At 62.1% G+C, this 26,316-nt stretch carries 28 protein-coding genes and 1 riboswitch; of the genes, 22 read left to right on the forward strand and 6 right to left on the reverse strand.

The window, feature by feature from the left end; translation table 11 throughout:
• The first annotated feature begins 94 nt into the window (after positions 1–94).
• The 3 genes from lpcA to E5E97_RS12845 all read left to right on the forward strand — a co-directional run bounded on the left by lpcA (position 95) and on the right by E5E97_RS12845 (position 2,249).
• Complete coding sequence (gene lpcA, locus E5E97_RS12835) at positions 95–673, forward strand: D-sedoheptulose 7-phosphate isomerase (RefSeq protein ID WP_011705469.1); 579 nt, start codon at positions 95–97, stop codon at positions 671–673.
• A gap of 139 nt (positions 674–812) precedes the next feature.
• Positions 813–1,592, forward strand: a complete 780-nt coding sequence (locus tag E5E97_RS12840; protein WP_029303437.1) for a class II glutamine amidotransferase — start codon at positions 813–815, stop codon at positions 1,590–1,592.
• 321 nt (positions 1,593–1,913) lie between these two features.
• Positions 1,914–2,249, forward strand: coding sequence for an Hpt domain-containing protein (locus E5E97_RS12845; RefSeq protein ID WP_011705471.1), 336 nt, complete (start codon positions 1,914–1,916; stop codon positions 2,247–2,249).
• Positions 2,250–2,300: 51 nt separating this feature from the next.
• Here the strand turns inward: E5E97_RS12845 and yvcK are convergent, their stop codons facing one another.
• On the reverse strand, positions 2,301–3,212 hold the full coding sequence (yvcK, locus tag E5E97_RS12850) for a uridine diphosphate-N-acetylglucosamine-binding protein YvcK (RefSeq protein WP_039213739.1): 912 nt from the start codon (positions 3,210–3,212) through the stop codon (positions 2,301–2,303).
• Positions 3,213–3,325: 113 nt separating this feature from the next.
• Here yvcK and E5E97_RS12855 point away from each other — a divergent pair, with 113 nt between their 5' ends.
• On the forward strand, positions 3,326–4,510 hold the full coding sequence (locus tag E5E97_RS12855) for an FIST signal transduction protein (RefSeq protein WP_171280361.1): 1,185 nt from the start codon (positions 3,326–3,328) through the stop codon (positions 4,508–4,510).
• An 18-nt stretch (positions 4,511–4,528) separates the two neighbouring features.
• Positions 4,529–6,625, forward strand: a complete 2,097-nt coding sequence (locus E5E97_RS12860) for an ATP-binding protein (protein WP_162901983.1) — start codon at positions 4,529–4,531, stop codon at positions 6,623–6,625.
• Positions 6,626–6,852: 227 nt separating this feature from the next.
• On the opposite strand, the gene E5E97_RS12865 is transcribed toward E5E97_RS12860, so the two are convergent.
• The 3 genes from E5E97_RS12865 to narQ all read right to left on the reverse strand — a co-directional run bounded on the left by E5E97_RS12865 (position 6,853) and on the right by narQ (position 9,883).
• The gene (locus E5E97_RS12865) at positions 6,853–7,428 is read right to left on the reverse strand and encodes an LON peptidase substrate-binding domain-containing protein (protein WP_011705475.1); all 576 of its coding nucleotides are present in this window, start codon (positions 7,426–7,428) and stop codon (positions 6,853–6,855) included.
• Positions 7,429–7,532: 104 nt separating this feature from the next.
• Positions 7,533–8,171 (reverse strand): two-component system response regulator NarL, encoded by a 639-nt coding sequence (gene narL, locus E5E97_RS12870; protein ID WP_011705476.1) that lies wholly within the window; start codon positions 8,169–8,171, stop codon positions 7,533–7,535.
• Positions 8,171–9,883: a nitrate/nitrite two-component system sensor histidine kinase NarQ gene (narQ, locus tag E5E97_RS12875; RefSeq protein WP_118881537.1), complete on the reverse strand. Its 1,713-nt coding sequence runs from the start codon at positions 9,881–9,883 to the stop codon at positions 8,171–8,173. Before narQ ends, narL begins: the two co-directional genes overlap by 1 nt.
• Before the next feature lie 79 nt (positions 9,884–9,962).
• Positions 9,963–10,102: riboswitch (molybdenum cofactor riboswitch) on the forward strand.
• On the opposite strand from narQ, the gene moaA reads away from it, so the two are divergent.
• From moaA to E5E97_RS12955, 16 genes are all read left to right on the forward strand, one after another.
• Positions 10,090–11,085, forward strand: coding sequence for a GTP 3',8-cyclase MoaA (gene moaA / locus E5E97_RS12880; RefSeq protein ID WP_171280362.1), 996 nt, complete (start codon positions 10,090–10,092; stop codon positions 11,083–11,085). It overlaps the preceding riboswitch by 13 nt.
• Before the next feature lie 249 nt (positions 11,086–11,334).
• Positions 11,335–11,844 (forward strand): ferredoxin-type protein NapF, encoded by a 510-nt coding sequence (napF, locus tag E5E97_RS12885; RefSeq protein WP_011705479.1) that lies wholly within the window; start codon positions 11,335–11,337, stop codon positions 11,842–11,844.
• A gap of 29 nt (positions 11,845–11,873) precedes the next feature.
• Positions 11,874–12,137 carry a chaperone NapD gene (locus E5E97_RS12890; RefSeq protein ID WP_011705480.1) on the forward strand — a complete coding sequence of 88 codons (264 nt, stop codon included), beginning with the start codon at positions 11,874–11,876 and terminating at the stop codon, positions 12,135–12,137.
• A 148-nt stretch (positions 12,138–12,285) separates the two neighbouring features.
• Entirely contained in the window at positions 12,286–14,775 is a 2,490-nt protein-coding gene (gene napA, locus E5E97_RS12895) for a nitrate reductase catalytic subunit NapA (protein WP_118881535.1), read from the forward strand.
• 16 nt (positions 14,776–14,791) lie between these two features.
• Complete coding sequence (gene napG, locus E5E97_RS12900) at positions 14,792–15,526, forward strand: ferredoxin-type protein NapG (RefSeq protein ID WP_118881534.1); 735 nt, start codon at positions 14,792–14,794, stop codon at positions 15,524–15,526.
• Complete coding sequence (napH, locus tag E5E97_RS12905) at positions 15,523–16,398, forward strand: quinol dehydrogenase ferredoxin subunit NapH (RefSeq protein WP_011705483.1); 876 nt, start codon at positions 15,523–15,525, stop codon at positions 16,396–16,398. Before napG ends, napH begins: the two co-directional genes overlap by 4 nt.
• Positions 16,398–16,853 carry a nitrate reductase cytochrome c-type subunit gene (locus tag E5E97_RS12910; protein WP_065476796.1) on the forward strand — a complete coding sequence of 152 codons (456 nt, stop codon included), beginning with the start codon at positions 16,398–16,400 and terminating at the stop codon, positions 16,851–16,853. Before napH ends, E5E97_RS12910 begins: the two co-directional genes overlap by 1 nt.
• 11 nt (positions 16,854–16,864) lie before the next feature.
• A complete protein-coding gene (locus E5E97_RS12915) occupies positions 16,865–17,455 on the forward strand; it encodes a cytochrome c3 family protein (protein ID WP_011705485.1) in 591 nt (196 codons plus the stop codon).
• Between the two features lie 262 nt (positions 17,456–17,717).
• A complete protein-coding gene (moaB, locus tag E5E97_RS12920) occupies positions 17,718–18,224 on the forward strand; it encodes a molybdenum cofactor biosynthesis protein B (protein ID WP_011705486.1) in 507 nt (168 codons plus the stop codon).
• A gap of 9 nt (positions 18,225–18,233) precedes the next feature.
• The gene (moaC, locus tag E5E97_RS12925; protein WP_118881533.1) at positions 18,234–18,743 is read left to right on the forward strand and encodes a cyclic pyranopterin monophosphate synthase MoaC; all 510 of its coding nucleotides are present in this window, start codon (positions 18,234–18,236) and stop codon (positions 18,741–18,743) included.
• On the forward strand, positions 18,740–18,985 hold the full coding sequence (moaD, locus tag E5E97_RS12930; RefSeq protein WP_118881532.1) for a molybdopterin synthase sulfur carrier subunit: 246 nt from the start codon (positions 18,740–18,742) through the stop codon (positions 18,983–18,985). Before moaC ends, moaD begins: the two co-directional genes overlap by 4 nt.
• A 2-nt stretch (positions 18,986–18,987) precedes the next feature.
• On the forward strand, positions 18,988–19,461 hold the full coding sequence (moaE, locus tag E5E97_RS12935; RefSeq protein ID WP_118881531.1) for a molybdopterin synthase catalytic subunit MoaE: 474 nt from the start codon (positions 18,988–18,990) through the stop codon (positions 19,459–19,461).
• Between the two features lie 103 nt (positions 19,462–19,564).
• Entirely contained in the window at positions 19,565–20,293 is a 729-nt protein-coding gene (modA, locus tag E5E97_RS12940; protein ID WP_011705490.1) for a molybdate ABC transporter substrate-binding protein, read from the forward strand.
• Positions 20,294–20,516: 223 nt separating this feature from the next.
• Positions 20,517–21,197 carry a molybdate ABC transporter permease subunit gene (gene modB, locus E5E97_RS12945; protein WP_016350259.1) on the forward strand — a complete coding sequence of 227 codons (681 nt, stop codon included), beginning with the start codon at positions 20,517–20,519 and terminating at the stop codon, positions 21,195–21,197.
• On the forward strand, positions 21,194–22,270 hold the full coding sequence (modC, locus tag E5E97_RS12950; protein ID WP_171280363.1) for a molybdenum ABC transporter ATP-binding protein: 1,077 nt from the start codon (positions 21,194–21,196) through the stop codon (positions 22,268–22,270). The genes modB and modC overlap by 4 nt, the downstream gene beginning before the upstream one ends.
• 64 nt (positions 22,271–22,334) lie before the next feature.
• Positions 22,335–23,111 (forward strand): alpha/beta fold hydrolase, encoded by a 777-nt coding sequence (locus E5E97_RS12955; protein WP_016350261.1) that lies wholly within the window; start codon positions 22,335–22,337, stop codon positions 23,109–23,111.
• A gap of 80 nt (positions 23,112–23,191) precedes the next feature.
• On the opposite strand, the gene moeB is transcribed toward E5E97_RS12955, so the two are convergent.
• Together moeB and moeA are read right to left on the reverse strand one after the other, a co-directional pair.
• Complete coding sequence (moeB, locus tag E5E97_RS12960) at positions 23,192–23,947, reverse strand: molybdopterin-synthase adenylyltransferase MoeB (protein ID WP_171280364.1); 756 nt, start codon at positions 23,945–23,947, stop codon at positions 23,192–23,194.
• A complete protein-coding gene (gene moeA / locus E5E97_RS12965; protein ID WP_171280365.1) occupies positions 23,944–25,170 on the reverse strand; it encodes a molybdopterin molybdotransferase MoeA in 1,227 nt (408 codons plus the stop codon). Before moeA ends, moeB begins: the two co-directional genes overlap by 4 nt.
• A gap of 305 nt (positions 25,171–25,475) precedes the next feature.
• On the opposite strand from moeA, the gene folE reads away from it, so the two are divergent.
• On the forward strand, positions 25,476–26,132 hold the full coding sequence (gene folE / locus E5E97_RS12970) for a GTP cyclohydrolase I FolE (RefSeq protein ID WP_011705496.1): 657 nt from the start codon (positions 25,476–25,478) through the stop codon (positions 26,130–26,132).
• Positions 26,133–26,316 lie beyond the last annotated feature (184 nt).

A 26,316-nucleotide genomic window follows, 5' to 3' on the forward strand; every position in this document is an offset into this window, starting at 1 on the left:
ATAACGCCCTGCAGAGGGGCGCTTGACGGGCAGGGGGCGACTCCGGGATTGGCTTGTGCGACAATGGCGCGGCCCATATTTTGGAAGAGACATCATGTACCAAGAACTGATCCGCAATGAATTGACCGAAGCTGCCAGCGTGCTCCAGGCGTTCCTGGCAGATGAGCAAAATCTCAAGGACATCGAAGCGGCCGCCAAGCTGCTCGCTGACTCCTTCAAGCAGGAAGGCAAGGTACTCTCCTGTGGCAACGGTGGCTCCCACTGCGACGCCATGCACTTTGCCGAAGAGCTGACCGGCCGTTATCGCGAGAACCGCCCCGGTTATGCCGGTATCGCCATCTCCGATCCCAGCCACCTCTCCTGTGTGTCCAACGACTTTGGCTATGACTACGTCTTCTCCCGCTACGTGGAAGCGGTCGGCCGTCGTGGTGACGTGCTGCTCGGCATCTCTACCAGCGGCAACTCCGGCAATATCCTGAAAGCCATCGAAGCCGCCCATGCCAAAGGCATGAAGGTGATTGCGCTGACCGGCAAGGATGGCGGCAAGATGGCCGGTCTGGCCGATGTCGAGATCCGGGTGCCGCACTTCGGTTACGCCGACCGTATTCAGGAAGTGCACATCAAGGTGATCCACATCCTGATCCAGCTGGTCGAAAAAGAGATGGCCAAGTAAGGCTGGGATCTCGAGCCGGGATAGTCGTGCCTTGTCTGGCCGTGTCCCGGCGGGATCTTGCGCAAGCGGCCGGTGTCAGCGCAGGCTGAGCCGGCCGATTGGCAATGAGATGGTCAAGTAAGCAAGGAGCCCGCAGCCTATGTGCGAACTGCTCGGCATGAGTGCCAATGTGCCGACCGATATCTGCTTCAGCTTCACCGGCCTGATGCTACGCGGCGGCAAGACCGGGCCTCACAAGGATGGCTGGGGCATCACTTTTTACGAAGGGAAAGGCTTTCGTACCTTCAAGGATCCCGAGCCCAGCGCCCAGTCGCCGATTGCCAGGCTGGTGCAGGCGCTGCCCATCAAAAGCCGCGCCGTGGTCAGCCATATTCGGCAGGCCAACCGCGGCTGCGTCTCGCTGGAGAATACCCACCCCTTTACCCGCGAGCTGTGGGGTCGTTACTGGACCTTTGCCCACAATGGCCAGTTGACGGGTTACAAAGGGTTGGCCACCGGCCGCCATCGACCGGTGGGCGACACCGACAGCGAACACGCCTTCTGCTGGCTGCTCGATCGGTTGGAACAGAAGTATCCCCGACGCCCTGCCAACTTTCCCGCCATGTTTCGCTACCTGGCGACCCTGTGCGACGAGCTGCGCGGCCTGGGGGTATTCAACATGTTGCTGTCGGATGGGGAATTCGTGATGACCTACTGCAGCAACAACCTCTACTGGCTGACCCGGCGAGCTCCGTTCGGGGAGGCCCGTCTGCTGGATGAAGATGTCGCCATCGACTTTCAGAGCGAGACGACACCGGACGATGTGGTGACCCTGATTGCGACCCGGCCGCTGACCGGTAATGAAGACTGGGTAAAAATGGTGCCAGGCGAGTTCAGTCTGTTTCGACTGGGTGAGCGGGTGGGTGCCAATCAGCTGTGATAATCAACTGATCCAGAGATAAAAAAATACCAGGGTAGAATCCTACCCTGGTTCTTCGCAGCAGCCATACAGGCAAAAGGGATGAGAGAGGTGTTGCTGAGTCGCATCATTCTCACGGCTGCCATTGTTATTTAATTGTTAATTTCATGGCAACATCTATGTTGCAATTCGGCCATCTATTGTCTGGTTAGGCGATCCTGATCACGCTTTTCTGATTCACGCCCCGTTTGAGTTCGATTTTCTGACGGCGATGAAACGTGACTGAGTCGTGCCGGGCATCTATAGTATGGTCTGTTTGAATACCATAAGGAGGGTGACGGAATGGAGTGGCTGGATCAGAAGGTGTTGCGACAGCTGGCGGAAGACATCGGCCAGGAGATGATGCCGGTGGTGATCTCGGTCTTCATCGAAGAGGTGGGGGAACAGCTTGCCCAGCTGCGCCCGCTCTATGAACAGCAGGACTGGCCCGCACTGGCACGGCTTGCCCATAGCATGAAGTCCTCCTGCGGCAGCTATGGTGCCCAGCTCAGCTACCAACAGGTGGTGGCGCTGGAACAAGCCTGCAAACATGAAGACGGCGAGCAAGTCGCCCGTTTGCTGACCGAGCTGGAGCAATCCCTGCCCCAGGTGCTCTCCCACCTCGCCAACTATCACTGATCCCCTGCAGCCGGCGCATTGGCGCCGGACTTGCCATCCTCTACCCGCCCGTTAGCGTTGATTGACCAGTTGCTGGATAACCCTGTCCAGTGCCAGCTTCAATTTCAGGCGATCGTGCCGATGGGGAAGAGCGGCCTCACCCAGCTCGGCCAGGATCAATCGGCCAGCCAGCTCTGCCGGGTATTCCCCCGCCGGGGCCAGAATGGCATCGACCCGACCCGCGCCGACCCGTGACTCCAGCCAGCGCCATTGATTGTGCAGGCTGAGCTGGCTGGCAGGGCCGTTTTCGGCGACCAGATTGCAGATGAACACCAGCATGGCATCGCTCTCGTTGATGGCCTGGGCCACCTCTGCCAGCAGCAGGGGCGGCATGATGGAGGTAAGAAAGCTGCCGGGGCCGAGGATGATCATGTCGGCCTGTGCCAATGCCTGCACCGCCTCGCGGGTGGCCGGTACCTCCGGGCTCAGGCTGAGGGAGAGCGGCGGGGTGTCGAGCTGATCGATGGAGACTTCCCCCAGGATCTGGTTGCCACAGGCTGTGTGGGCGCACAGGTCGGTGGGAAATTCAGACATGGGTAGCAATTGTGACTCTATTTTCAGCATGTCGCTGATGAGCTTGATAGCATCAAGAGGGCGCACGCAGAGGTTGTCGAGCGCCAGCAGCATCAGGTTGCCGAGGTTGTGGCCCGCCAGTTCACCGCGACCGGCGAACCGATATTCGAACAGCAGGCTGCCGATACTGGGATCGGTCACCAGTTGATTAAGGCAGTTGCGCAGATCCCCCCAGGCGATACACTCCTGGCTCTTGCGCAGTCGTCCGGTAGAGCCACCATCGTCGGTGGTGGTGACGATGCCGGTCAGGCGCGATCCCAGAAACGAGAGTGAAGAGAGCACGCGGCCCATGCCGTGGCCGCCACCGATGGCGACGACCCGGTCAAAATCATTGATGTTCTTCTGCCACATGCCGTTTTCCTGTGGTTGGGCTCAATTGAATGTGATTCTAATCGATAAGACGGGATAATTGTTTGATTAAGGTATGATTTTTGCTTACCCCCAGCATCATGAACAACTAGGAGATGGTGTTGAACTTCCTGACGGCTCACTCTCTTGAAGAGACCTCCCTGCTGGCTGCCCGGCAGGTCAGTGAGCGGCTGCTCGCTCAATCACCTCATTCCCCTTCGCTGTTACTGGTCTATTTTACTCAGGCTCACGATGCCGAGGAACTGCGCCATCACTTCAAACAGCAGTTCCCGTCGTCTCGAATGATCGGCTGCAGCTCCTGTGGCGGGGTCATGACCCAGACCGGCCATCATGCCCGTCAGGGGATTGGCCTGGCAGTGGCGGCGATCTACGACGACAAGGGGGCCTACGGCGTGGCGGGCCAGGCGGGGGATGCGGTGGATGTGCGCCAGCTGCTGCGCAGTGCCATCGCCGATGGGGGGCGCCCCGGCGAGCTGCCACAACTCATCTTGCTGCATGCAAGCCCGGGCCACGAGGAGGCGATGCTGGAGAGCATCGAAGCCGAGCTGGGCACGACGGTCCCGGTCGTCGGGGGCTCCGCCGCCGACAACAGCGTCAGCGGTGACTGGCAGCTGTGCTGGGATGAGGGCAGTACCCGCGAAGGCGTCGCGCTGGCCGTGCTCTATCCCGATTGCCAGCTGGCGTTCCAGTTTCACTCCGGCTATGTCCCCACCGAATATCGCGGCACTATCACGGCCCTGTCGGGACGGGAGATCCTCACCATCGATCATAAACCCGCCGCCGAGGTCTATGCTCGCTGGAGCGGACGGACAACCCCCTGGCCGGTGGGCCCCATCTTGCGGGAGACCACCTTGTCGCCGCTGGCCAGACAGGTGGGTACCCTGGATGACATGCCCTATTACAAGCTCTCCCACCCGGAGGCCGTGACAGAAGGTGGCGGATTGCGCCTCTTTACCGATACTCAGGTCGGGGAGCGGTTGCTGCTGATGTACAGCAGCCAGGAGGGCTTGCTGCAACGCAGTCTGAATGCAACCCGCATCGAACCCGAGTACGGCATGGCCACCGAGATGCAGCCGTTTGGCGCCCTTGTGATTTTTTGTGCTGGTTGTCGCTTGGCTCTTGGTGATAGCTTATGCCAATTTGTCGATCAATTTCATACCCGGCTGGGGGACATCCCCTTCATCACCCCGTTCACCTTCGGCGAGCAGGGCCGCCTGCCCCATGGTGAGCTGGCGCACGGCAACCTGATGGTCTCGAGCGTGATCTTCCTCGACAGCTGACATTGCGCTGGAAACAAGATGATAGGTAACACGGAACTGGAAGCCCTCGGCGACAAGCTGCAGACCACCCTGGTGGAGCTGGTGCGTTGCCGGGAACGCGAGGCCAAATACCGCCAGGAGTCGCAAACCCTGTTGTGCGGGGTGGCGACGCTGGCCGATGCCCAGACGCTGGAACAGGTGCTGGACAGCCTCATTCAGGTGCTCAAGCCCTTCATCGGCTTCGAACATGCGGATGTGGTGGCCTGGGAGGGAGAGGGCGGCATCACCCACCTCAGCACCCAGGATGGTGAAGTGGGGCGCAGCTGGCAGCTGACCCCGCTCTTCTCTCGTGCCATCGAGGGAGAGACCCTGGTCATCTATGATCCGACCCAGTTGCCGGAACTGGCACCGTTGGCCGATGTTGAGGGCTGGGCCAGCGTGATGATGACGGGCTTGCGCGCCCCCGGTTTTTCCGGTGTGCTCATCTGCCGTCACGCCGTGATGGGGACCTTCGATCTCAAGAGCAAGGCGGCCATGCAGCGCTGCCGCCCACTCATCTCCCAGGCGCTGGTCAACATCGCCTATCGAGCCCGCCTGCAGGAACAGGTCGAGTTGAAAACGCTGGCGCTGCAAGCGGGTGAACAGCGTTTTCGCAGCTTTGCCGGCATGGCGTCCGACTGGTTCTGGGAGACGGATACCGAGCACCGGCTGAGCTATGTATCCGCCCCCGGCCAGCAGGGGGACATGCTGATGCATCAACCCGGCCAGAGCCTCTACGATTACGCCCATGACAGGCGCGACCCCGAATGGGGCAAGTATCGCCGGCTCATCGGTCTGCACCTGCCGGTGCGGGCGGTGCGGGCTCAGGTCAGCCTGGCCAAGGGGCCACGCTGGATGGAGATCAACGCCGAGCCCTGTTTCGATGCGGCCGGTGTCTTCATCGGTTACCGCGGTACGGCGCGGGATGTGGGCAACCAGATCCGCCGTGAGCAGGAGCTGGCGAGGGCGCGGGACGAAGCGGAAGCGGCCAACCGCGCCAAGTCGCAGTTCCTGGCCATGATGACCCACGAGATCCGCTCTCCCATGAATGCGGTGTTGGGCATGCTGGATCTGCTGCAACACGCCCAGCTCGAACCCCAACAACAGACGCTGCTGGGCCACGCCACTCATGCCGCGCGCCTGCTGCAGACCATCATCGACGACGTGCTCGATTTCTCGAAGATTGAATCCCATACCCTGGAGTTTCACTGCGAGACGCTGCAACCGGCCCAGCTCTGCCAGTCCCTCATCGAACCGCTGCTGGCGCAGGCGGGCAGCAAGGGTATCGACCTTGATTGGCGGGTGGACGACGCCGTGCCCGCCCAGCTGCAGGGGGATCCGGTGCGCCTCTCCCAGGTGATCAGCAACCTGCTTGGCAACGCGGTGAAATTCACCAGTCAGGGCAGCGTGTTGCTGCAACTGAGCTGGCATGAGCAGCAATTGAGGGTCTCGGTGACCGACAGCGGGATCGGTATCTCGGCCGAGGATCAGGCGCTGCTGTTCGAACCCTTCTCTCAGGTCGACAGTTCGGCCACCCGCCGCTTCTCGGGCACCGGGCTGGGGCTGGCCATCAGCAAGCGGCTGGTGGAGTTGATGGGCGGCAGCATTCAGCTGCGCAGTGCCCCCGGTGAGGGGAGCTGTTTCTGGTTCGATTTGCCGGGCATGGCGCTGCCATGTGAATGCAGCAGCCGGCCCGAGCCGGATCAGCAGCCCATTCAGGATCTGGATGTGCTGGTGGTGGAAGACAGTCCGGTCAATCAGCTGGTGGTATCGCTCATGCTGCAAAAGCTGGTGAGCCGGGTCAGAGTCGCGGCCAACGGGCTGGAGGCGCTGGCTCAGGTGGCGGAGCAACGGCCAGATCTCATCCTGATGGACATGCGGATGCCGCAAATGGATGGACTGGAGGCGACCCGGCGTCTGCGAGAACTGGGTTGTAGCGTGCCCATCGTGGCGCTGACGGCCAACGCCATGGCGGAAGACAGGGCTCGTTGCCTGGCCCAGGGAATGGATGACTTTCTGGCCAAACCGATAAGCCTGATGCGGCTGCGGGAGTGTCTGCAACGCCATTTTCAACCCGCAGCGCCGGATCGCAGCTAAAAAAAATGGTCAACCTGGGTGGTTGACCAATTCTTCAGCAAATACTGAAGAGAGCACGGGATAAATCGGGTTGTACGATTCTATATGAAAAAGTCGTGCCAACTTTTCAGAACCAGTTTATGCGGCTTGCAGCGCGGTTATTGATTTCTATTGGGCGCTTCATTTGCAAAATGCGAAATTCTTGTTTTCATTATCGGAATATTCGCATTTTGCAATACACTTCTGACTCACTGTGCGATCAGTCGGCGCAAGAATTGACGGGCCGCTTCGCTATTTTGTTTGGCAATCAACATCTGCTTTTCATAGATCGGCATCGGCAGGATTTCGAGCCAGCGTTGGCAGAGCCAGGCCGCATCGTCAAACTGCTTGTCCGGGTAAAGTTCATCCAGTTCCGGATACTGTTCAAACACTTCCCGCAGCCGGGTCACCAGCGGCTTGTCGCTGAAGTCTGAATGGGTGCTGGGCCAGTTGGGCAGCGCTTCGACTCTGGCCCGGCGCAGACCCAGCTCGTCCGTTTCCATCTCGTGGATGCAGAAACGTTCCATGCCGAGTACGGTGACGCCGAGCAGGCCGTCATTCAGGGTGTAAAAGTCGGTGACTTTGACCCGGGTGCCGACCGGCAGGATCCGCCCGGACTTGCCAGTCGTCGTCGCCTCTTCCATCACGATGCCGAAGCCCTGGTCATCGATGAATGACTCTTTGAGCATCTGCAGGTGGCGCGGTTCAAACAAACGCAGAGGAAGCTTGCCACCAGGCAATATGTGGGAAGGCAAGGGGAACAGTGCCAAGGGTTGAAGTTTCATGTTCCATCCTCCATTGAGTAGTTGCTGAATAGGACAATGCAGCGACTGTGCCAGAGAATGAAAAAAGCCACCGGAAGGTGGCTTTTTGCTGGATGGGAGGGCGTTTAGTTGCGCTGCTCCAGGTACATGACAGCAGCTTCCACGCGGCTTTGCGCCTCGAGCTTCTTGAGCAGGCTCTTGACGTGTACCTTGACCGTGCCTTCGGAAATATGGAGCACGGAGGCGACCTGTTTGTTGGAGAGGCCCTTTGCAATTTCGCGCAGGATTTGCATTTCGCGACGCGTTAAGCTCTCCAGCTTCTGCTGCAGGTGATCCAGCTCGTAGATGTTCTCGAGGTAGGGACGCAGCGGCTCGCTCAGGATCTGTTTGCCGGTCATCACGTCCGCCAGCTGGGCCAGCAGCATCTCTGGCTCGGTATCCTTGAGCAGGTAGCCGTCGGCGCCGGCCTTGAGCAGCGCCACCACGTCCTGACGGGCGTCGGAAACGGTCAGGATCACCACCCGGGAGGTCACTTCCTCGGTGCGCAGCGCCTTGAGGGTGTCCAGACCGGAGAGGCCTTTCATGTTGAGGTCGAGCAGGATCAGATCCGGTTCGGACTCCTTGGCCATGGCGACGGCATCGGTACCGTTGGAAGCTTCACCGACGACTTCGATGTTCTCCTCCAGGGCCAGCAGCTGCACAATCCCTTTGCGCATGAGGGGATGGTCATCCACGACCAGAACACTATATTTCATCTCGTCCATCAGGCATCTCTTGTTAGGCTGGTGGGAAAGGTCAGATGTACGCAGGTGCCTCTGGGCGGCCTTTCGCTGATGGTCAGCAGACCATGCAGCTTGCTGGCACGCTCGTTCATGATGCTCAGGCCATAGTGGTTGACCGCCGAGCTTGCGATCCCTATTCCGACACCATCATCTGAAATCTGAACCTGGATGTTACCATCGGCGAGGGTCTCACAGCTAACATCAATCACTTGCGCACTGGCATGTTTGATGGCATTGAGCACTGCCTCACGGATCAGCTGCAAGATGTGGATATGCTGACCGGCTTCGAGATCGGTATCGGCCAGACCGTAATGGAGCCTGATGTCGGCCTGGGTCTGCGGCTTGAGCTGCTCCAGCATCACCTTGATGGCTTCACCGAGGTTGGCGTCGCCAATGCTGAGACGGAAGGTGCCGAGCAGCTCGCGCAACTGGGTATAGGCGCTGCCAAGCCCCTCGTCGATCTGCTGCATGGCGGCTTCGGCTTTGACCGTATCCCCTTTGGCGAAGGAGCGCTTGAGCAGGGTGGACTGGATCTTGAGATAGGAGAGGGCCTGGGCCAGCGAGTCGTGCAGCTCGCGGGCGATGACGGCCCGCTCTTCCATCAGCAGCAGGCGCTGGTGTTGCAGCAGGGTCTGATCCTTGTGCAGCACCTGGGCCAGCAACATGGAGAAGTTTTTCATCAGCCGCTCGTCGATGGGATGGCTGCTGATGACGTCGAGCCGGCCATACTCCTGCTCGTCCATCTGCAGATAGAAGCTGACCACGGCATCCAGATCGCCGGGCCAGCCCTTGCGGCCGGTGATGTAGTCCGGCATGGCATTGTGCTCGAAGCGGGTCAGCCGGATATAGTCGATGTGCTGGTGGGCCGCCGCCCGTTCCAGCAGCTTGAGCAGGGTACGCCGGCTCAGCGGCGCCGCGTGCAGCTTCTGGGCGGTGCTGTAGAGGAAGGAGAGGGTGTCGTTGGCCTGCTGCAGCTTGGCGGTCTTCTCTTCGACCTTGCTCTCCAGCTCCCGGTAGAGCTTGCCGAGTTCGTCGGCCATGGTGACGAAAGCCCCCGACAGCTCCCCCAGCTCGTTTTCGCAGTGGGGGGGCAGGGTCAGGTCGAACTCCTGGCGCTGGATCTGGCGGGCGCAATAGACCAGCTGGTTGAGCGGAGCCACCACCTGCTGGCGGGTAAAGCGCACCGTGAACCAGGCGATGGTGATGATGGAGAGCAGCCCCAGCCCTTCGGCCAGCGCCAGCATGCGCACCTTGAACTCCACGTGGTACTGCATCTGGTTGACGAAGTCGTCGATGGCCGCGACGAACTGCTCTGTGTTGTCGGTATAGCGCCGCGGGGTGGCGTTCTCGATGTGTTCGCGCATCACCTGCCACTGCTGCAGCACCTCGCCATAGGTGCGACGCAGGGAGGCGGGAGTGATCCAGCGCTGGGTCTCCTGCAGTTCGGCGGCGTGCAGGGTCTGCTCGAACTGAGCGAGCCGGCTCAGCACCTGCTGGCCCTGTTCAATCTCGTAGGCCATCCGGTAGGCCTGCATCCGCAGGGAGCCGGAGAGGTTGATCGCCTTGGCGTCAGGCACCGAATAGAACAGGGTCACCATGGCTACCACGGCGATCAGGCTTGCCATGAACAGGATGAGCACCATGGAGCGCCCGATGGCGCTGCTGACCGAATGTACCTTGAACCACTTTCCCATGCCGGCTCTCTTCCTTCACTTCAGACAATAACCCCACAAAGTAGCATGGGAGTGTACTCCAACTTGTGCTAGCATCGAAAAACTAGATGAACTCCGAGCGGTTTTGCCTAAGTCCTCATGATAGGGGGAAACCGCCGTCAGCCGATGTTCGAGCTGTAAGGGTCAGGAAAGAAATGCCCTGGCCTCCCGTATTTGGAAAGGTGTTTATGTCGCCACTGCAAGATGGTTTTTCCCGTCGTTTCTACTATTTGCGCCTGTCGATCACCGACGTGTGCAATTTTCGCTGTACCTATTGCCTGCCCGATGGTTACCGTCCACCGGCCGGTGGCAAGGCGGGGCGTCAGCCCTTTCTCTCTCTGGAAGAGATCCGCCGTGTTGTCTCCGGATTTGCCGCCATGGGCACCCGCAAGGTGCGTCTGACCGGCGGGGAGCCCTCCCTGCGCCGGGACTTCACCGCTATCATCGAGACGGTGGCCAATACCCCCGGCATCGAGAAGGTGGCCATGACCACCAATGGTTATCGTTTGAAAGAGCGGGCCAGGGAGTGGTTCGATGCGGGCCTGACCGCCCTCAACGTCAGCGTCGACAGCCTGGATCCGCGCCAGTTTCACCAGATCACCGGTGAGAACAAGCTGGCGGAGGTGATGGATGGCATCGAAGCGGCGCTGGCCGCCGGTTTCAAGTCGGTCAAGATCAATGCCGTGCTGCTCAAGGGACTCAACGATCATCAGCTGGATGCGTTTCTGGTCTGGATCCGGCACAAGCCCATCGAGCTGCGTTTCATCGAGCTGATGCAGACCGGCGAGATGGATACCCTGTTTCGCGATCATCACGCCAGCGGGGCGCTCATCAAGCAGCGTCTGCTCGATGCCGGTTGGCTGCAACAGCTGCGCGGTGCCGACGATGGCCCCGCTCAGGTGTTCATGCACCCGGAGTCGATGGGCGGGGTAGGACTCATCATGCCCTACAGCAAGGATTTCTGTGCCGGTTGCAACCGGCTGCGGGTCTCTTCCCTCGGCAAGCTGCACCTCTGTCTGTTCGGCGATCACGGGGTGGAGCTGCGGGATCTGTTGACGGCCGACGGCCAGCAGGATGAATTGCAGCAGCGGATCCGCAGCGCCCTTGCCGGCAAGGCGGCGACCCATCGACTACACGAAGGCAATGCCGGCATGACCCCGCATCTGGCCTCCATCGGCGGTTGATCCACGGCAGCCGACAAAAATAGCCATCGATTAATAAGCAATCCTCAAATGGGGGTATTTTGCCTTTCCCCCATTGTTCTTTATTGTGCCAAGGGTTTGATCCAGCGCAAGAATCCCCCCTGATTATCTCCCTGGTGGTATATCCCTGAACTTGTCAGGGCCGCAATATACACCCACTCTTATAATAGGTATTGAAAATACCTGTCATGGGACTCACTCGTGCGCCATTACCAGCAGCAAGGAGCCGTTATGCCGGATGGGGTCAACCTGTCGCGTCGCAGTCTGTTTCGGGGTCGTCTGACATCGAATGAGCCTCGGGTGCAACTGCCCTGGTCCGTCGCCTGGTCCGATTTTGCCGCCGACTGCACCCGCTGCGGTGACTGCCTCACGGCTTGCCCGGAGCAGATCCTGGTCAAGGGCGATGGTGGTTTTCCAAGCGTGGATTTTCTGCGCGGCGAGTGCACTTTTTGCGGGGAATGTGTCGCCGCTTGCAAAGTGCCGATATTTCGCCCGACCACGGAGGCACCCTGGCAATACATCGCCCATATTGAAGCCAACTGTCTGGCCCATGGCCAGGTATTCTGCCAGCGCTGCCAGGACAGTTGCGAGCCCCGGGCGATCCGTTTCTCCCCCGTGCTGGGCCGGGTGCCGACCCCCAGCATCGATGCGGCAGCCTGCACCGGTTGCGGTGCCTGCGTGATGGATTGTCCGGTGGGCAGCATCCGGGTGGGGGCCCCCGCTGGCGAGGAGTCCAGATGAAGCAGGATCTGTGTGAAGCAGGAGTCACAATGAAACAAGAGTTCCATGTATCGAGCCTGGTGGTGCTGACCCAGCCCTCCTTGCGTCACCAGCTCGCAGACGAGATCGCGACCCTCGAGGGAGCCGAGATCCATGCCGTCAGTGATGAGGGCAAGCTGGTGGTGACCCTGGAAGGTCCGAGCCAGCGTCCCATCATGGCGGCCATCGACGCCATCAATGCGATGCCGGGCGTATTGTCCGCCGCCCTGATTTACCACCAGTTTGATGAGCTCGAGGCCCAGAGCAAGGAGTAGCGCCATGAGGCCGAGCCTGCGTGACTCATCGTAATGGCCGCCATGGATGCAAAGATAAAGCGATGCCGGGGTACGAGTTCGTCGCCCTGAGCCAAAACCAGTTCGATACACTCGACAACTTACGCGATAAGCAATGTGAGGATATGCCATGAAGCTGAGTCGACGCGACTTTATGAAGGCCAACGCGGTGGCGGCAGCCGCTGCCGTTGCTGGTGTCAGTGCCCCCACGCTGGCGGCCAATCTGATCACCAGTACCGACAAAACCTCCATCACCTGGGACAAGGCACCGTGCCGTTTCTGCGGTACCGGCTGTTCCGTGCTGGTGGGTTCCCAGGATGGGCGCGTCGTGGCGACCCAAGGCGATCCCGATGCACCGGTCAACCGCGGCCTTAACTGCATCAAGGGTTACTTCCTGTCCAAGATCATGTATGGCCAGGATCGCTTGACCCAGCCCATGCTGCGCATGACGGACGGCAAGTTCGACAAGAACGGCAACTTCGCCCCCATCAGCTGGGATCAGGCCTTCGACATCATGGCCGAGAAGTTCAAGACCACCCTCAAAGAAAAGGGCCCGACCGCCGTCGGCATGTTCGGCTCCGGCCAGTGGACCGTGTGGGAAGGCTATGCCGCTGCCAAGCTGATGAAGGCAGGCCTGCGCACCAACAACCTGGATCCCAATGCCCGTCACTGCATGGCTTCCGCGGTCGTGGGCTTCATGCGAACCTTCGGCATGGATGAACCCATGGGCTGCTACGACGACATCGAGCAGGCCGACGCCTTCGTGCTGTGGGGCTCCAACATGGCCGAGATGCACCCCATTCTCTGGTCGCGCATCTCCGATCGCCGTCTGTCCCATCAGGATGTGCAGGTGCACGTGCTCTCCACCTTCGAGCACCGCAGCTTCGAGCTGGCAGACAATGGAATGGTGTTCACCCCGCAGACCGACTTGGCGATCCTCAACTACATCGCCAACTACATCATCCAGAACGACAAGGTGAACTGGGAGTTCGTCAACAAGCACACCCAGTTCCGCAAAGGGGTGACTGACATCGGTTACGGCCTGCGTCCCACCAACCCGCTGCAGCAGAAGGCCAAGAACCCGGACAGCGGCGACTCCACCCCGATGAGCTTCGACGACTTCGCCAAGTTCGTGGCGGATTACGATCTGGAGTCCGTCTCCAAGCTCTCCGGCGTGCCGAAGGACAAGCTCGAGAAGCTGGCCCAGCTCTATGCCGATCCGAGCAAGAAAGTGGTCTCCTACTGGACCATGGGCTTCAACCAGCATACCCGCGGTGTCTGGGCTAACAACCTCTGCTACAACATCCACCTGCTGACCGGCAAGATCTCTACCCCGGGCTCGGGTCCGTTCTCCCTGACCGGCCAGCCCTCCGCCTGCGGCACTGCCCGTGAAGTGGGTACCTTTGCCCACCGCTTGCCGGCCGACATGGTGGTGACCGAACCCAAGCACCGCGCCATCGCCGAGAAGATCTGGAAGCTGCCGGAAGGCACCATCCCGGAGCAGGTGGGTTATCACGCCGTGCTGCAAAACCGCATGCTCAAGGACGGCAAGCTCAACGCCTACTGGGTGATGTGCAACAACAACATGCAAGCCGGCCCGAACATGAACGAAGAAGGGCTGCCCGGTTATCGTAACCCGGCCAACTTCATCGTGGTGTCCGACCCTTATCCGACCGTGACCGCCCAGGCGGCTGACCTCATCCTGCCGACCGCCATGTGGGTGGAGAAAGAGGGGGCCTACGGCAACGCCGAGCGCCGTACCCAGTTCTGGCACCAGCAGGTCAAGCCGCCGGAAGGGGCCAAGTCCGACCTGTGGCAGCTGATGGAGTTCTCCAAGCGCTTCAAGGTGGAAGAGGTGTGGCCAGCCGAACTCATCGCCAAGATGCCGGAAGTGAAGGGCAAGACCCTGTTCGACGTGCTCTATGCCAACGGCCAGGTCAACCAGTTCCCGAAAGAGCAGAGCAAGGGGGCGCTGAACGACGAGGCCGAGCACTTTGGTTTCTATGTCCAGAAGGGGCTGTTCGAAGAGTACGCCACCTTCGGTCGCGGCCATGGCCACGATCTGGCACCGTTCGATCAGTATCACGAAGCCCGCGGCCTGCGCTGGCCGGTGGTGGACGGCAAGGAGACCCTGTGGCGCTATCGCGAAGGGTTCGACCCTTACGTGAAAGCGGGCGAAGGGGTGCGTTTCTACGGCAAGCCCGACGGCAAGGCGGTCATCTTCGCGCTGCCCTATGAGCCGGCCGCCGAGGCACCGGACAAAGAGTACGACATGTGGCTCTCCACCGGTCGCGTGCTGGAGCACTGGCACACCGGCACCATGACCCGCCGGGTCCCCGAGCTCTATCGCGCCTTCCCGGATGCGGTGCTGTTCATGCACCCGGAAGATGCCAAGGCCCGTGGCGTGCGCCGTGGTGAAGAGGTGATCGTCTCCTCCCGCCGGGGTGAGGTGAAGACCCGGGTCGAGACCCGCGGTCGCAACCGTCCGCCCAAGGGACTGGTGTTCATGCCCTTCTTCGACGCGAGCCAACTGGTCAACAAGCTGACCCTGGACGCCACCGATCCGCTCTCCAAAGAGACGGATTACAAGAAGTGCGCCGTCAAGGTCGTCAAGGCATAAGGCGGGGGAGCGCGAGATGAGTCGTAGTCGGCGCCAGTTTCTGGCCGACATGGCCAAGGGGGCCTGCGGTGTGGGCCTGCTTGGCGTGGGGCTCGGCGGCATGGCGCGCCAGCAGGTGCAGGCCGTGCCTGCCCAGGCGCTGCGCCCGCCGGCCGCCCTCGACGAGGCGCAGTTCCTCAGCGCCTGCGTGCGCTGCGGGCTCTGCGTTGAGGCCTGCCCCTACGACACTCTCAAGCTCGCCCGGCTGTTTGAACCCGTGACCACCGGCACCCCCTACTTCAAGGCGCGCGCCGTCCCGTGCGAGATGTGTGAAGACATCCCCTGCGTGGTGGCCTGCCCGAGCGGGGCGCTGGATCAGACCATGACCGACATCGATCAGGCGCGGATGGGAGTGGCAGTGCTTATCGATCACGAGACCTGCCTCAACTACCTGGGGCTGCGCTGCGACGTTTGCTACCGGGTTTGTCCACTGATCGACAAGGCAATCACCCTGGAGCTGCAGCACAACCAGCGCACCGGCAAGCACGCCATGTTCCTGCCCACGGTGCACAGCGATGTCTGCACCGGTTGCGGCAAGTGCGAGCATGCCTGCGTGCTGGAGGAGGCGGCCATCAAGGTGGTGCCTCGCCAGCTCGCCAAGGGGGAGATCGGCCACCACTATCGGCTCGGCTGGGAAGAGAAGGCGAAGGCGGGCAAATCGCTCATCGGCGACAGGCTCACTCTGCCGACCCGCAAACCGGAGGGGCTATGAGTCGTTATCCGGGAGCCGAGGCCACGGCCAGGCTGGGCTGGTGGCGGTCACACCGCTTCCTGCTGCTGCGCCGGCTCTGCCAGTTCGGTGTGCTCACTCTGTTCCTGCTGGGGCCGCTGGCGGGCATCTGGATCCTCAAGGGCAACCTCTCCAGCTCGCTGTTGCTGGAGACGGTGCCGCTCACGGATCCGCTGACCCTGCTGCAGTCGTTGGCGGCGGGCCATTGGCCCATCCCCACCCTCTGGTTGGGGGCCGTCATCGTGCTGCTGGGTTACTGGCTGGTCGGGGGACGGGTGTTCTGCTCCTGGGTCTGTCCGGTCAACCTGGTCACCGATGCCGCGGCCTGGCTCAGGGGTCGTCTTGGCCTCAAGGGCAACGGTCAGTTCAGTCGCACCACCCGCTACTGGCTGCTGGCCATGGTGCTGGTAGCACCGGCCATCGCCGGTGTACTGGTGTGGGAGCTGGTCAATCCGGTGTCGCTCACCCTGCGCGGCCTGCTGTTTGGCATGGGGGCAGGCTGGGCCTTGCTGGCGGTGCTGTTCCTGTTCGACCTCTTCGTGGTGGAGCGGGGCTGGTGCGGTCACCTCTGTCCGGTGGGGGCCTTCTATGCCCTGGTCAACCGGGTCGGGTTCATCAAGATTTCTGCCAAGGGGCGCGAGCGGTGCAGCAACTGCATGGATTGTTATGCGGTCTGCCCGGAACGTCCCATCCTGCGCGGCCCCGTTCACGGTGCCAAGCGTGGTCACGGGCCCTTGATTGTGGCTCAGGAGTGTACCAACTGCGGCCGTTGCATCGATGTCTGCGCGGAGCAAGTTTTTGAAATCACTGTAGGTTTTGCCGTCAAGGCAGAGAAAACGTCGGAGAACACATAATGAAGAAGCTGATTGGAGCAATGCTGGCCTGTCTGATGGCAGGTTCCTTGATGGCGGCCGTCCCCGAGATCACCAACAGCACGGGGGGCATCAAGTCGGAGCGGGGAAGCACGGATCTGGTAACGGATGCCGACGCGGCCCCTCTGAAGAACTTTCGCAAGGATGGCGACCTCTACGATCGCCAGTACATGCATCAGCCCCCGCTGATCCCCCACGACACCCGCAACTATGAAGTGGACAACAAGGTCAACAAGTGTCTGGCCTGTCACAGCTTCAAGAACGCCAGCGCCATGAAGGCCCCCAAGATCAGCCCGACTCACTTCGAGACCCGTGACGGCATGACCCTGGGCGAGGTCTCGCCGCGTCGCTACTTCTGCCTGCAGTGCCACGTGCCGCAAGCGGATGCCAAGCCGCTGGTGGAAAACACGTTTAAACCAGTTGAAGCGCTGAACTGAGGAGCCCATAGATGAAATTACCCGGTTTTGTGCAGCGTCTGTGGACCACCTTCAAGTCTCCCTCGAAGGCCGCCCTCTGGGTGCTGCTGTTGATGGGATTCTTTGGCGGGGTCATCTTCTGGGGCGGTTTCAACACCGCCATGGAAGCCTCCAACACCGAGAAGTTCTGTACCGGTTGCCACGAGATGAAGGACAACGTGTTCGTGGAGTACCGCGACACCATCCACTACGCCAACCGTTCCGGCGTGCGCGCCAGCTGCCCGGACTGCCACGTGCCGCATGAATGGACCTACAAGATCATTCGCAAGGTGCAGGCGTCCAAGGAGCTGTGGGGCATGCTGACCGGCAAGGTGGATACCCGCGAGAAGTTCGAGTCGCACCGGCGCGAGATGGCCGAGCGGGAGTGGAAGCGGATGAAGGACACGGATTCGAGGGAGTGTCGCAACTGCCATAACTTCGAATACATGGACTTCTCCCTGCAAGGCAAACGGGGTGCCCAGATGCACTCCACCAGTCTGGCCAGCGGCGAGAGCACCTGTATCGACTGTCACAAGGGTATTGCTCACCAGCTGCCCGACATGACGGGAGTGAAGGGCTTCTAAGCTCACATGATGCAGGCCGGGTTCGCCCGGCCTGTTCATATTCCGCCCGGTCAGGGCAAAAGCGCCGCCGTGCGCCCTTTTAATCCCCCCTCTGGCGCGAGTTTTGGTAGAATCGGCCCGCCGTGAGTCGCAGCGCGTGACCAACTGGTCAAGGTTTGGTCCTGACGGACGTGAGCCTCTCCTCGCAATCGAGCGCTGCCAGCCGGGATCCTGGCCACTTTTCTTCTCTTTGCTCACGGTCCTTTGCCATCAGGAGCTGCCCATGGGACAGAAAAACAACGCATTCATTCCCCTCAAGATCGCCGTGCTGACGGTCTCCGACAGCCGTACCGCTGCCGATGACAGTGCGGGCGACTATCTGGTTTCTGCCCTGACCGATGCCGGCCACGTGCTGGCCGACCGGGCGCTCTGCCCCGACAATCTGTTTCGTATTCGCGCTCAGGTGAGTGACTGGATCGCCGATGAAGGGGTGCAGGTGGTGCTCATCAACGGCGGCACCGGCTTCAACGAACAAAACCGGGTGCCCGAGGCGGTCGGCGTGCTGTTCGAGCGCACCGTGCAGGGCTTTGGCGAACTGTTCCGCCAGCTCTCCTTTGCCGAAATCAAGGGCTCCGCCATGCAGAGCCGCGCGCTGGCGGGGCTGGCCAATCGCACCCTGATCTGCTGCCTGCCGGGCTCCCCCGGCGCTTGCCAGCTGGGTTGGGAGAAGCTTGTCCAGGACCAGCTCGATGCCCGCACCAAGCCGTGCAACTTTGTCTCCCATCTTTGAGGGCCTTTGATGAATCCGACCGAACCCAACCTGACCCATCTCAACCAGAGCGGCGAAGCCCACATGGTGGATGTGACCGATAAGCAGGTGACCGAGCGTGAGGCTCGCGCCGAGGCGTTTGTCACCATGGCCCCCGCGACCCTGGCCCTGATCCTGAGCGGTAAGCACCACAAGGGGGACGTGTTTGCCACCGCCCGTATCGCCGGCATCATGGCGGCCAAGAAGACCTCGGATCTCATTCCCCTCTGCCATCCACTGGCCCTTACCCGGGTGGAGGTAGAGATAGAACCCCAGGCGGAGCAAAATAGGGTCCACATTCGCACCCTCTGCAAACTGGCCGGCAAGACCGGGGTCGAGATGGAGGCGCTGACTGCCGCCTCGGTGGCGGCGCTGACCATCTACGACATGTGCAAGGCGGTGCAAAAGGACATGGTGATCGAACAGGTGCGGCTGGTGGAGAAAAAGGGCGGCAAGTCCGGCCATTTTCAGCTGGGTGTGACTGACGGAGAGCAAGCATGATCAAGGTACTCTTTTTTGCGCAAGTAAGAGAGCTGGTGGCCTGCGACGAACTGAGCCTGCCGTGCGACTACGCGACTGCCGAGCAGTTGCGGAGCGTCTTAAGCGAGCGCGGCGACAAGTGGGCGCTGGCGCTGGAGGCGGGCAAGCTGCTGGTGGCGGTCAATCAGACCCTGGTGCCGCTGGATACGCCCCTTCATGATGGCGATGAGGTCGCCTTCTTCCCGCCGGTGACCGGAGGTTAAGGATGAGCGAGGCAACCATGACCGATCGCATTCTGGTGCAGCGGGATGACTTCTCGCTGGCCGACGAATATGCCCGCCTCGCTGTCCGGCAGGACACCGGCGCCGTGGTCAGCTTTGTCGGCAAGGTGCGCGACTTCAATCAGGGGGAGCTCGTCAAGGGGCTGGCCCTTGAGCACTATCCCGGCATGACCGAGAAAGCGCTGACGGACATAGTGGCCGAGGCTCGCAGCCGCTGGCCCTTGCAGGAGTGCACCCTGATCCACCGCATCGGCGAGCTGCTGCTCGGCGATCAGATCGTGCTGGTGGTGGTGAGCAGTGCCCACCGCGAGGCGGCCTTCGAGGCCTGTCACTTCATCATGGATTTCTTGAAAACCCGGGCGCCGTTCTGGAAAAAAGAGCTGACCGCCGAAGGGGTACAACGCTGGGTCGAGGCCAAGGAGAGCGACAACACTGCCGCCGCCCGCTGGCAAGCTTGACCTGTTCAAGGGGGCTGGCTCATCGGGAGCCGCGGCCCCTGTTTTCGGGGCTGCCCCCTTGGCTGGGGATGCATAAACGCGGCCCCAGTCAGGAGGTAAAGGAATGAAACCGCTGTTATCCGTTGTCATCGCCGGGGTCTGCGCCAGTGCGCTGCAGGCCGGTGCCGTGCAGGCCGACGAGGTCAAGGTGGCCGTGGCCGCCAACTTCAAGGGCACCATAGAGCGCATCGGCAAGGAGTTCACCGCCAAGACCGGCCACACCCTGGCCATCTCCTCCGCCGCGACCGGGGTGCTCTACACCCAGATCAGCCACGGCGCCCCGTTCGATCTCTTCCTCTCCGCCGACGTGAAAACCCCGCAGAAGCTGGAGCAGGAGGGCAAGGGCAGCGAGCGTTTCACTTACGCCATCGGCCAGCTGGGCTTGTGGCAGAAGGGCGGGCCGGCTCCTGACGAGGCAACCCTGCGCAGCTGGAAGGGCAATCTCGCCATCGCCAATCCGAAAACCGCCCCCTACGGCACCGCCGCCATGGCGACCCTCGACCATCTCAAGATCGATCCCAAGCAGTACCGCCTGCTGACTGGCACCAACATCGGCCAGACCTGGCAGTTCGTCGATACCGGCAACGCCGAACTGGGTTTCGTCGCCTGGGCCAACCTGGTGGAAGCGGGCAAGACCGGTGAAGCCTGGGCCGTGCCGGCCGACTTCTATCCGCCCATCGAACAGCAGGGGCTGGTATTGAAGAAAGGGGTGGCGGTCGAGGCGCTGGTGGCCTGGCTCAAGGGGCCGGGTCAGGCACAGATCAAGGCGGCAGGTTATGCGCTGCCCCACTGATGGCGCAATCACACACCTGCCTGATGAGTGGCCGGCCCTCGGGTCGGCCCACTTTTGCGATAGGGGTGCGCACCATGCCGTTGCCTGAATTCACCCGAGAGGTGGGCGATGAGTATTGAAAGAGATCTGCTGGCAATGACTTGTCTCACTCGGGAGCAGCGCTGCCGGGAGTGCGGCTCATTCGCCGTGCCTGGTGCTGGAGCTGGCGTTTGGAGTGAGTCCGATGAGTGAAGGGGATCTGCTGGCGGTCTGGCTCACCCTGAGACTGGCAGCCAGCACCACCGCCATCCTGCTGCTGCTCTCGCCACCGTTGGCCTGGTGGCTGTCGCGCAGCCAGCACAGGCTCAGACCCGTGGTGGAGGCCCTGGTGGCGCTGCCGCTGGTGCTGCCGCCAACGGTGCTCGGTTTCTATCTGCTGCTGGCCTTCTCCCCCTCCTACGGGCTGGGCGCCTGGTGGCGCGACACCTTCGGGGCGCCGCTGGCGTTCAGCTTTACCGGCCTGCTGCTGGCCTCCATTCTCTACTCGCTTCCTTTCGTGGTGCAGCCGCTCACCTCCGCCTTCGTCAACATGGGCAACAAGGAGCTGGAGGCTGCCGCCACCCTGGGGCTCGGGCCGGTGGAGCGATTCTTTCACATCATCTTGCCGATGACGCTGCCCAGCTTCGTGATGGCGGCGGCGCTCGGTTTTGCCCACACCCTGGGAGAGTTCGGGGTGGTGCTGATGATTGGCGGCAACATCCCCGGCGAAACCCAGGTGCTCTCCATCGCCCTGTTTGATCATGTGGAGACGATGGACTATCAAAATGCCCACCTGCTGGCGGGTGGCCTGATGGGCTTCTCGCTGGTGATGCTGGTGCTGGTGTACGGCGTGCTGCAGCGCCGGCAACGGAGGCTGTTCGGATGAGTGACTCCCGCAAGGCGCAACCATTGCTGCTCAAGGTGAGGCGGGCGTTTGGCGCCTTCACCCTCGATTGTGAACTGGCCCTGGAGCTGGGGGGCATCCTCGGTCTGTTCGGCCCTTCCGGCTGCGGCAAGAGCAGCCTGCTGCGCATCATCGCCGGGCTGGACAGGGCGCCGGACGACAAGCTGAACTGGCAGGGCAGAGCGCTGAGCGATCTGCCGCCCGAGGCGCGCCGCATCGGGCTGGTGTTTCAGGATTCGCGCCTCTTCCCCCATCTGAGCGTGCTCGGCAACCTGCAACTGGCGGCTCGCAAGGGGCGAGGGCGCTGGCAACCCGAAGTGCTGGCAAAGCGGCTCGGCTTTGCCGAACTGCTGCCCCAGCCAGCCCACGGCCTCTCCGGCGGCCAGCGCCAGCGGGTGGCACTGGCCCGGGCCCTGTTGGCCGAGCCCGATCTGCTGCTGCTGGATGAACCTTTTTCTGCGCTGGACAGGCGCAGCCGCATCCACCAGGCCCACGTGCTCAAGGGCTTGCAGCAAGAGAGCGGCATCCCGATGATCTTCGTCAGCCACGCCATGGAGGAGGTGAGCCTGCTCTGCGATCAGCTGGTGCTGCTGGCGGATGGCCGGGTGGAGGCGCAAGGCAAGCCGAGCGAGATCTTCGCCCGCACCGACTTGTCGCTTGCCAGTCGCGACGATGCCGGGGTGATGCTGGCGGCGACACTCTCTCACTACGATGACGACGAGCAGATGGCAACCCTGCAGCTCGGCGAGCAGCAGTTGCGGGTCACCATGACCCAGGTGCCGGACGATGGTGGCCCCCTGCAGATCAAGGTGGCCGGGCGGGACGTGGTGATCGCCACCGCCCCCATCGAACACTCCAGCCTCTCCAACTGCCTCACCACTCGACTGCTGGCCGAACGTGAAGTACGTCCCGGTCAGACCCTGTTGCAGTTGGCGCTGGGTCAGCAGATACTGCTGGCCCGGATCACCAGCCGCTCCGCCAGACGGCTGGCACTCGCCCCGAACCAGCAGATCTACGCCTACATCAAGGCGGTGAGCCTGGTCAGCGAGGGTTGAGCGGGTTGCAGAAGAGGCAGAAAATCAGGATGGTTCAGCGGATGAGTCGAGAGGCAATGAACTGATGCGCCGCAATCAGGTGATGAAATCCAACGGTCTTGCCCTGCGCAGCGCGGGGGAGGGCCCCTTGTTGTTGTTGCTGCACGGGCTGGGCTCCTCCAGCCTCGACTGGCAGGCGCAGATCGAACGCTTTTCCGAGCACTACCGGGTGGTTGCGCTGGATCTGCGCGGCCACGGCCAGAGCATGCAGGAGGGGCCGTTCGACGTGGCGACCCTGGCGGCGGACGTGGTGAACTGGCTCGATGAACAGCCTGAGCCCGCCTGGGTGGTGGGGTTGTCGCTCGGGGCCATGGTGGCGCTGGAGCTGGCGCTGCAACTGCCCCACAAGGTGCAGGGGCTGGTGCTGGTCAACGGCTTCAGCGAATTTCTGCTGGAGACGCCAAAAGAGCAGGAGCGCTTTGCCCAGCGGCTCAAGTGGCTGCGCTGGTTCGGCCTGCGACCGCTCGCCTGGTGGCTCGGCCGCGAGCTCTTTCCCGGCCCCGACCTTGCTCAGGTGCGCCACACCTTCCGGCTGCGTTTCGTGCGCAACAAGAAGAAAACCTACAAGGCGCTGCTGGAGGCGCTGCCCGGTTGGTCGGTGCGCGCCCGGCTTGGCAATATCTGGCAGCCGGTGGCCATCATCTCCACCAGTCACGACTATCTGCCGCTGGCCAAGCGGGTGGAGCAGTTTGCCTCCCTGCCCAACGCCACCATCCACACCCCCAACGGCCACCACGCTTGGCCGGCGGAAGACCCCTCCGGCTTCAATCATCTGTTGCAGCGGATCCTCTCAACTCATTGAGGGGGAGGTAGCAAAGGTGGATAAAAAAGCCGACCTCATGGGTCGGCTTTTTTGTTGGTGCAAAGGCTCGCTGGGGTGGTTCATCCGTGCGAGCAGACCGGGCAGTCGGAGCGCTTTGGCAGCTTCATCTCGCGAAAGGTGCCGCCAAGGCCGTCGATCATCAGCAGGCGGCCGCTGTAACTGCGGCCCATCCCTGCCAAGAGCTTGATGGCTTCGAGCGCCTGCAGGCTGCCCACCAGACCCACCACCGGAGCCAGCACCCCCGCCTCGACGCAGGTGAGCGCCTGCTCGCCGAACAGGGCGCTGAGGCAGGCGTAGCAGGGCTCCCCCTCCTGCCAGGTGAAGCTGCAGACTTGTCCCTCCAGCCGGATGGCGGCGCCGCTGACCAGTGGCACGCCGTGCTGGCGGGCTTTTTGGTTGAGCAGGTTGCGAATGGCCAGGTTGTCGGTGCAATCCAATACCAGCTGGTGGCGTGGCAACAGGGCATCGAGCAGCGTCTCGTCGGCCACGGCGGCGTGGGTCTCCACGTTGAGCCAGGGGTTGAGGGCGCGCAGGGACTGGGCGGCGGAGTCCACCTTGTAGTGGCCGATGCGCTCATCGGTGTGCAGCACCTGGCGCTGCAGGTTGGAGAGCTCCACCCGATCGAAATCGACCAGGGTGAGCTGGCCGACCCCGGCCACCGCCAGATACTGGCTGGCGGCGCAGCCGAGGCCGCCGGCGCCGATCACCAGCACATGAGCCTGTTTGAGCGCCTCCTGCCCCTCGAAGTCGAAGGATTTGAGGATGATCTGGCGGTTGTAGCGCAAGAGCTCGGCATCGCTCAGGATCTCGCTCACAGCAGCAATCCCCCGAACGGTTCGACAGTGACCGTCTCGCCTGCCGCGACACGCCCCCGCTCGCGCTCAAGGACGATGTAGCAGTTGGCCCGCGACAGGGAGCTGAACACGGCGGAGTCCTGCGAGCCGGTGCTGCGCACCTCCAGGCCGTTTGGCCCCTGAGCCAGGATGCCGCGCTGGAAGTCGAGCCGGCCCGGCGCCTTCTTGAGCGGCTCTGTGGCAATGGCTGGCAGTTGCAGCGGGCGTTCGAAACGTTGGCCGGCCAGCTTGGCCAGCGCCGGTTGCACCAGTTGATCGAAGGTGACCATGGCGGAGACCGGGTTGCCCGGCAGACCGAAGAACCAGGCGTGGGGCAGGCGACCGAAGGCAAACGGCTTGCCCGGCTTGATGGCCAGCTTCCAGAAGCCGATCTCGCCGAGCTCCTCCAGCAGCTGTTTGGTGAAGTCCGCTTCCCCCACCGAGACGCCGCCGGTGGTGATGAGGGCGTCGGCCTCGCGGTCGGCCTTTTGGAAGGCGGCGCGCAGCTGGGCCGGATCGTCCGGGATGATGCCAAGGTCGAGGCAATCACAGCCCATGCGATCCAGCATGGCTCGCACGCCGTAGCGGTTGGAGTCGTAGATGTCGCCGTGGGCGAGCGGGGTGCCGACCGGCTTGAGCTCGTCACCGGTACTGAAGATGGCCACTTTGAGCGGCCGACGTACCGGCACGCTGGCAATGCCGAGGGAGGCCAGCAGCGGCATCTCCCGGGCGGTGAGGCGAGTACCGGCAGCGAGCACGCCGGCGCCCTCGCGGATGTCTTCGCCACGGCGGCGAATGTTCTGGCCGGGCACCGGCGTGGTCAAAAAGGTGATCCTGTCGCCGTCGGCCTGCGTTTCTTCCTGCATCACCACCGCATCCGTCCCGGCCGGCACCGGGGCGCCGGTCATGATGCGCACGCAGTGGCCGGCGGGCCACTCGCCCTGATAGGGCTGCCCGGCAAAGGCCTTGCCCACCATGATGAGGGGAGCGCCGCCGGCGAGATCAGCCAGCCGCACCGCGTAACCATCCATGGCGGAGTTGTCGAACGGAGGCACGGAGAGAGGGGAGGCGATATCCATGGCGAGTACCCGGCCAAGGGCCTCTGGCAGGGGCAGCTGTTCGCTGTCGCAGCAGCCGTCAAGCTGTGCCAGCATGCCTTGCAGGGCGTCGCTCAGGGGTAGTAGTCCGCTGGTATCAAATCCCATGTCATGACCTCATTGTGTGATGGAGGGGGAGTAGAGGGCGGATTATCCCAAAAATCCAGCTGGATGGGCAGGTTGCCGCGGGATAAAACCGACTGGCTGCACAGATAGGCAGCGACCGGAGCGAAAGGGTACCCCCGTATGGGGAGCGCCGGCGGGGTAAAATTCGCCTGATTGGCATAAAGTCAGGGAACGGGCTTGAGTTAGCTTGAATTATGACAATAATCGCCGTTTACTATTGCGCCAAAACAGAATGCCGTCATAGACAAGGCGGCCATCACAGTCCCTGAGCGTGGGAGAGGAACAAGATGACGAGCTTAAGTCGGGAAGCCCTGTTGGTCAGGGCCGCCCTCGAGGCCGAGGGCCTCGAAACACCTCTGGTGGCCAATGCACTGGACGGTCAGCAGAAGCGGGAGAAGATCGAAGGCCACATGCGCGCCATCATGGAGACGCTGGGGCTGGATCTGGCCGATGACAGTCTGGCGGAGACGCCGCACCGCATCGCCAAGATGTACGTCAACGAGATCTTCTCCGGCCTCGATTACGCCACCTTCCCCAAGGTGACGGTGATCGAGAACAAGATGAAGGTGGACGAGATGATCATGGTGCGGGACATCAGCCTCACCAGCACCTGCGAGCACCACTTCGTCACCATCGACGGGCTGGCCCACGTGGCCTACATCCCCCGTGGCAAGGTGATCGGGCTCTCCAAGATCAACCGCATCGTGCAGTTCTTTGCCCGCCGTCCCCAGGTGCAGGAGCGACTGACCCAGCAGATCCTGCTGGCGTTGCAGACCCTGCTCGGCACCAAGGATGTGGCCATCAGCATCAAGGCGACCCACTTCTGCGTGAAGGCCCGCGGCGTGATGGACTCCACCTCCTACACCACCACCACCTCCCTCGGTGGGGTGTTCAAGACCCAGCCCGATACCCGCGCCGAATTCCTGGCCGGCCTGAAGCGCTGATCTGCCCGGAGACGTGCCGCTGCGGCGGCATGTCTCCTCGCTTTTCCCTCCTTTTTCCTTCTCCTGACTGCCCGCTGGTCGCCCCGACGATTTTCCTCAAGGGATTGGCAGGCTCGGTCGATATATCTTTCCATGGCTTGGGTGCACTCCTGGGGAGCGCACCCAAGCCGGCAAGGTGCCTGTT

It is taken from the genome of Aeromonas sp. 2692-1, assembly GCF_013085505.1.
Lineage (GTDB): Bacteria > Pseudomonadota > Gammaproteobacteria > Enterobacterales > Aeromonadaceae > Aeromonas > Aeromonas hydrophila.

Bases quoted from the DNA above. Each gene is read 5' to 3' on its own strand.
- folE (WP_011705496.1), top strand. From the start codon at position 25,476: ATGACGAGCTTAAGTCGGGAAGCCCTGTTGGTCAGGGCCGCCCTCGAG.
- E5E97_RS12955 (WP_016350261.1), top strand. From the start codon at position 22,335: ATGCGCCGCAATCAGGTGATGAAATCCAACGGTCTTGCCCTGCGCAGC.
- E5E97_RS12890 (WP_011705480.1), top strand. From the start codon at position 11,874: ATGAAACAAGAGTTCCATGTATCGAGCCTGGTGGTGCTGACCCAGCCC.
- modC (WP_171280363.1), top strand. From the start codon at position 21,194: ATGAGTGACTCCCGCAAGGCGCAACCATTGCTGCTCAAGGTGAGGCGG.
- napH (WP_011705483.1), top strand. From the start codon at position 15,523: ATGAGTCGTTATCCGGGAGCCGAGGCCACGGCCAGGCTGGGCTGGTGG.
- moaE (WP_118881531.1), top strand. From the start codon at position 18,988: ATGAGCGAGGCAACCATGACCGATCGCATTCTGGTGCAGCGGGATGAC.
- moeA (WP_171280365.1), bottom strand. From the start codon at position 25,170: ATGGGATTTGATACCAGCGGACTACTACCCCTGAGCGACGCCCTGCAA.
- E5E97_RS12910 (WP_065476796.1), top strand. From the start codon at position 16,398: ATGAAGAAGCTGATTGGAGCAATGCTGGCCTGTCTGATGGCAGGTTCC.
- narL (WP_011705476.1), bottom strand. From the start codon at position 8,171: ATGGACGAGATGAAATATAGTGTTCTGGTCGTGGATGACCATCCCCTC.
- moaC (WP_118881533.1), top strand. From the start codon at position 18,234: ATGAATCCGACCGAACCCAACCTGACCCATCTCAACCAGAGCGGCGAA.
- moaD (WP_118881532.1), top strand. From the start codon at position 18,740: ATGATCAAGGTACTCTTTTTTGCGCAAGTAAGAGAGCTGGTGGCCTGC.
- E5E97_RS12865 (WP_011705475.1), bottom strand. From the start codon at position 7,428: ATGAAACTTCAACCCTTGGCACTGTTCCCCTTGCCTTCCCACATATTG.
- napA (WP_118881535.1), top strand. From the start codon at position 12,286: ATGAAGCTGAGTCGACGCGACTTTATGAAGGCCAACGCGGTGGCGGCA.
- moaB (WP_011705486.1), top strand. From the start codon at position 17,718: ATGGGACAGAAAAACAACGCATTCATTCCCCTCAAGATCGCCGTGCTG.
- modB (WP_016350259.1), top strand. From the start codon at position 20,517: ATGAGTGAAGGGGATCTGCTGGCGGTCTGGCTCACCCTGAGACTGGCA.
- narQ (WP_118881537.1), bottom strand. From the start codon at position 9,883: ATGGGAAAGTGGTTCAAGGTACATTCGGTCAGCAGCGCCATCGGGCGC.
- E5E97_RS12855 (WP_171280361.1), top strand. From the start codon at position 3,326: ATGGTGTTGAACTTCCTGACGGCTCACTCTCTTGAAGAGACCTCCCTG.
- moaA (WP_171280362.1), top strand. From the start codon at position 10,090: ATGTCGCCACTGCAAGATGGTTTTTCCCGTCGTTTCTACTATTTGCGC.
- E5E97_RS12845 (WP_011705471.1), top strand. From the start codon at position 1,914: ATGGAGTGGCTGGATCAGAAGGTGTTGCGACAGCTGGCGGAAGACATC.
- E5E97_RS12840 (WP_029303437.1), top strand. From the start codon at position 813: ATGTGCGAACTGCTCGGCATGAGTGCCAATGTGCCGACCGATATCTGC.
- modA (WP_011705490.1), top strand. From the start codon at position 19,565: ATGAAACCGCTGTTATCCGTTGTCATCGCCGGGGTCTGCGCCAGTGCG.
- napF (WP_011705479.1), top strand. From the start codon at position 11,335: ATGCCGGATGGGGTCAACCTGTCGCGTCGCAGTCTGTTTCGGGGTCGT.
- E5E97_RS12915 (WP_011705485.1), top strand. From the start codon at position 16,865: ATGAAATTACCCGGTTTTGTGCAGCGTCTGTGGACCACCTTCAAGTCT.
- E5E97_RS12860 (WP_162901983.1), top strand. From the start codon at position 4,529: ATGATAGGTAACACGGAACTGGAAGCCCTCGGCGACAAGCTGCAGACC.
- yvcK (WP_039213739.1), bottom strand. From the start codon at position 3,212: ATGTGGCAGAAGAACATCAATGATTTTGACCGGGTCGTCGCCATCGGT.
- lpcA (WP_011705469.1), top strand. From the start codon at position 95: ATGTACCAAGAACTGATCCGCAATGAATTGACCGAAGCTGCCAGCGTG.
- napG (WP_118881534.1), top strand. From the start codon at position 14,792: ATGAGTCGTAGTCGGCGCCAGTTTCTGGCCGACATGGCCAAGGGGGCC.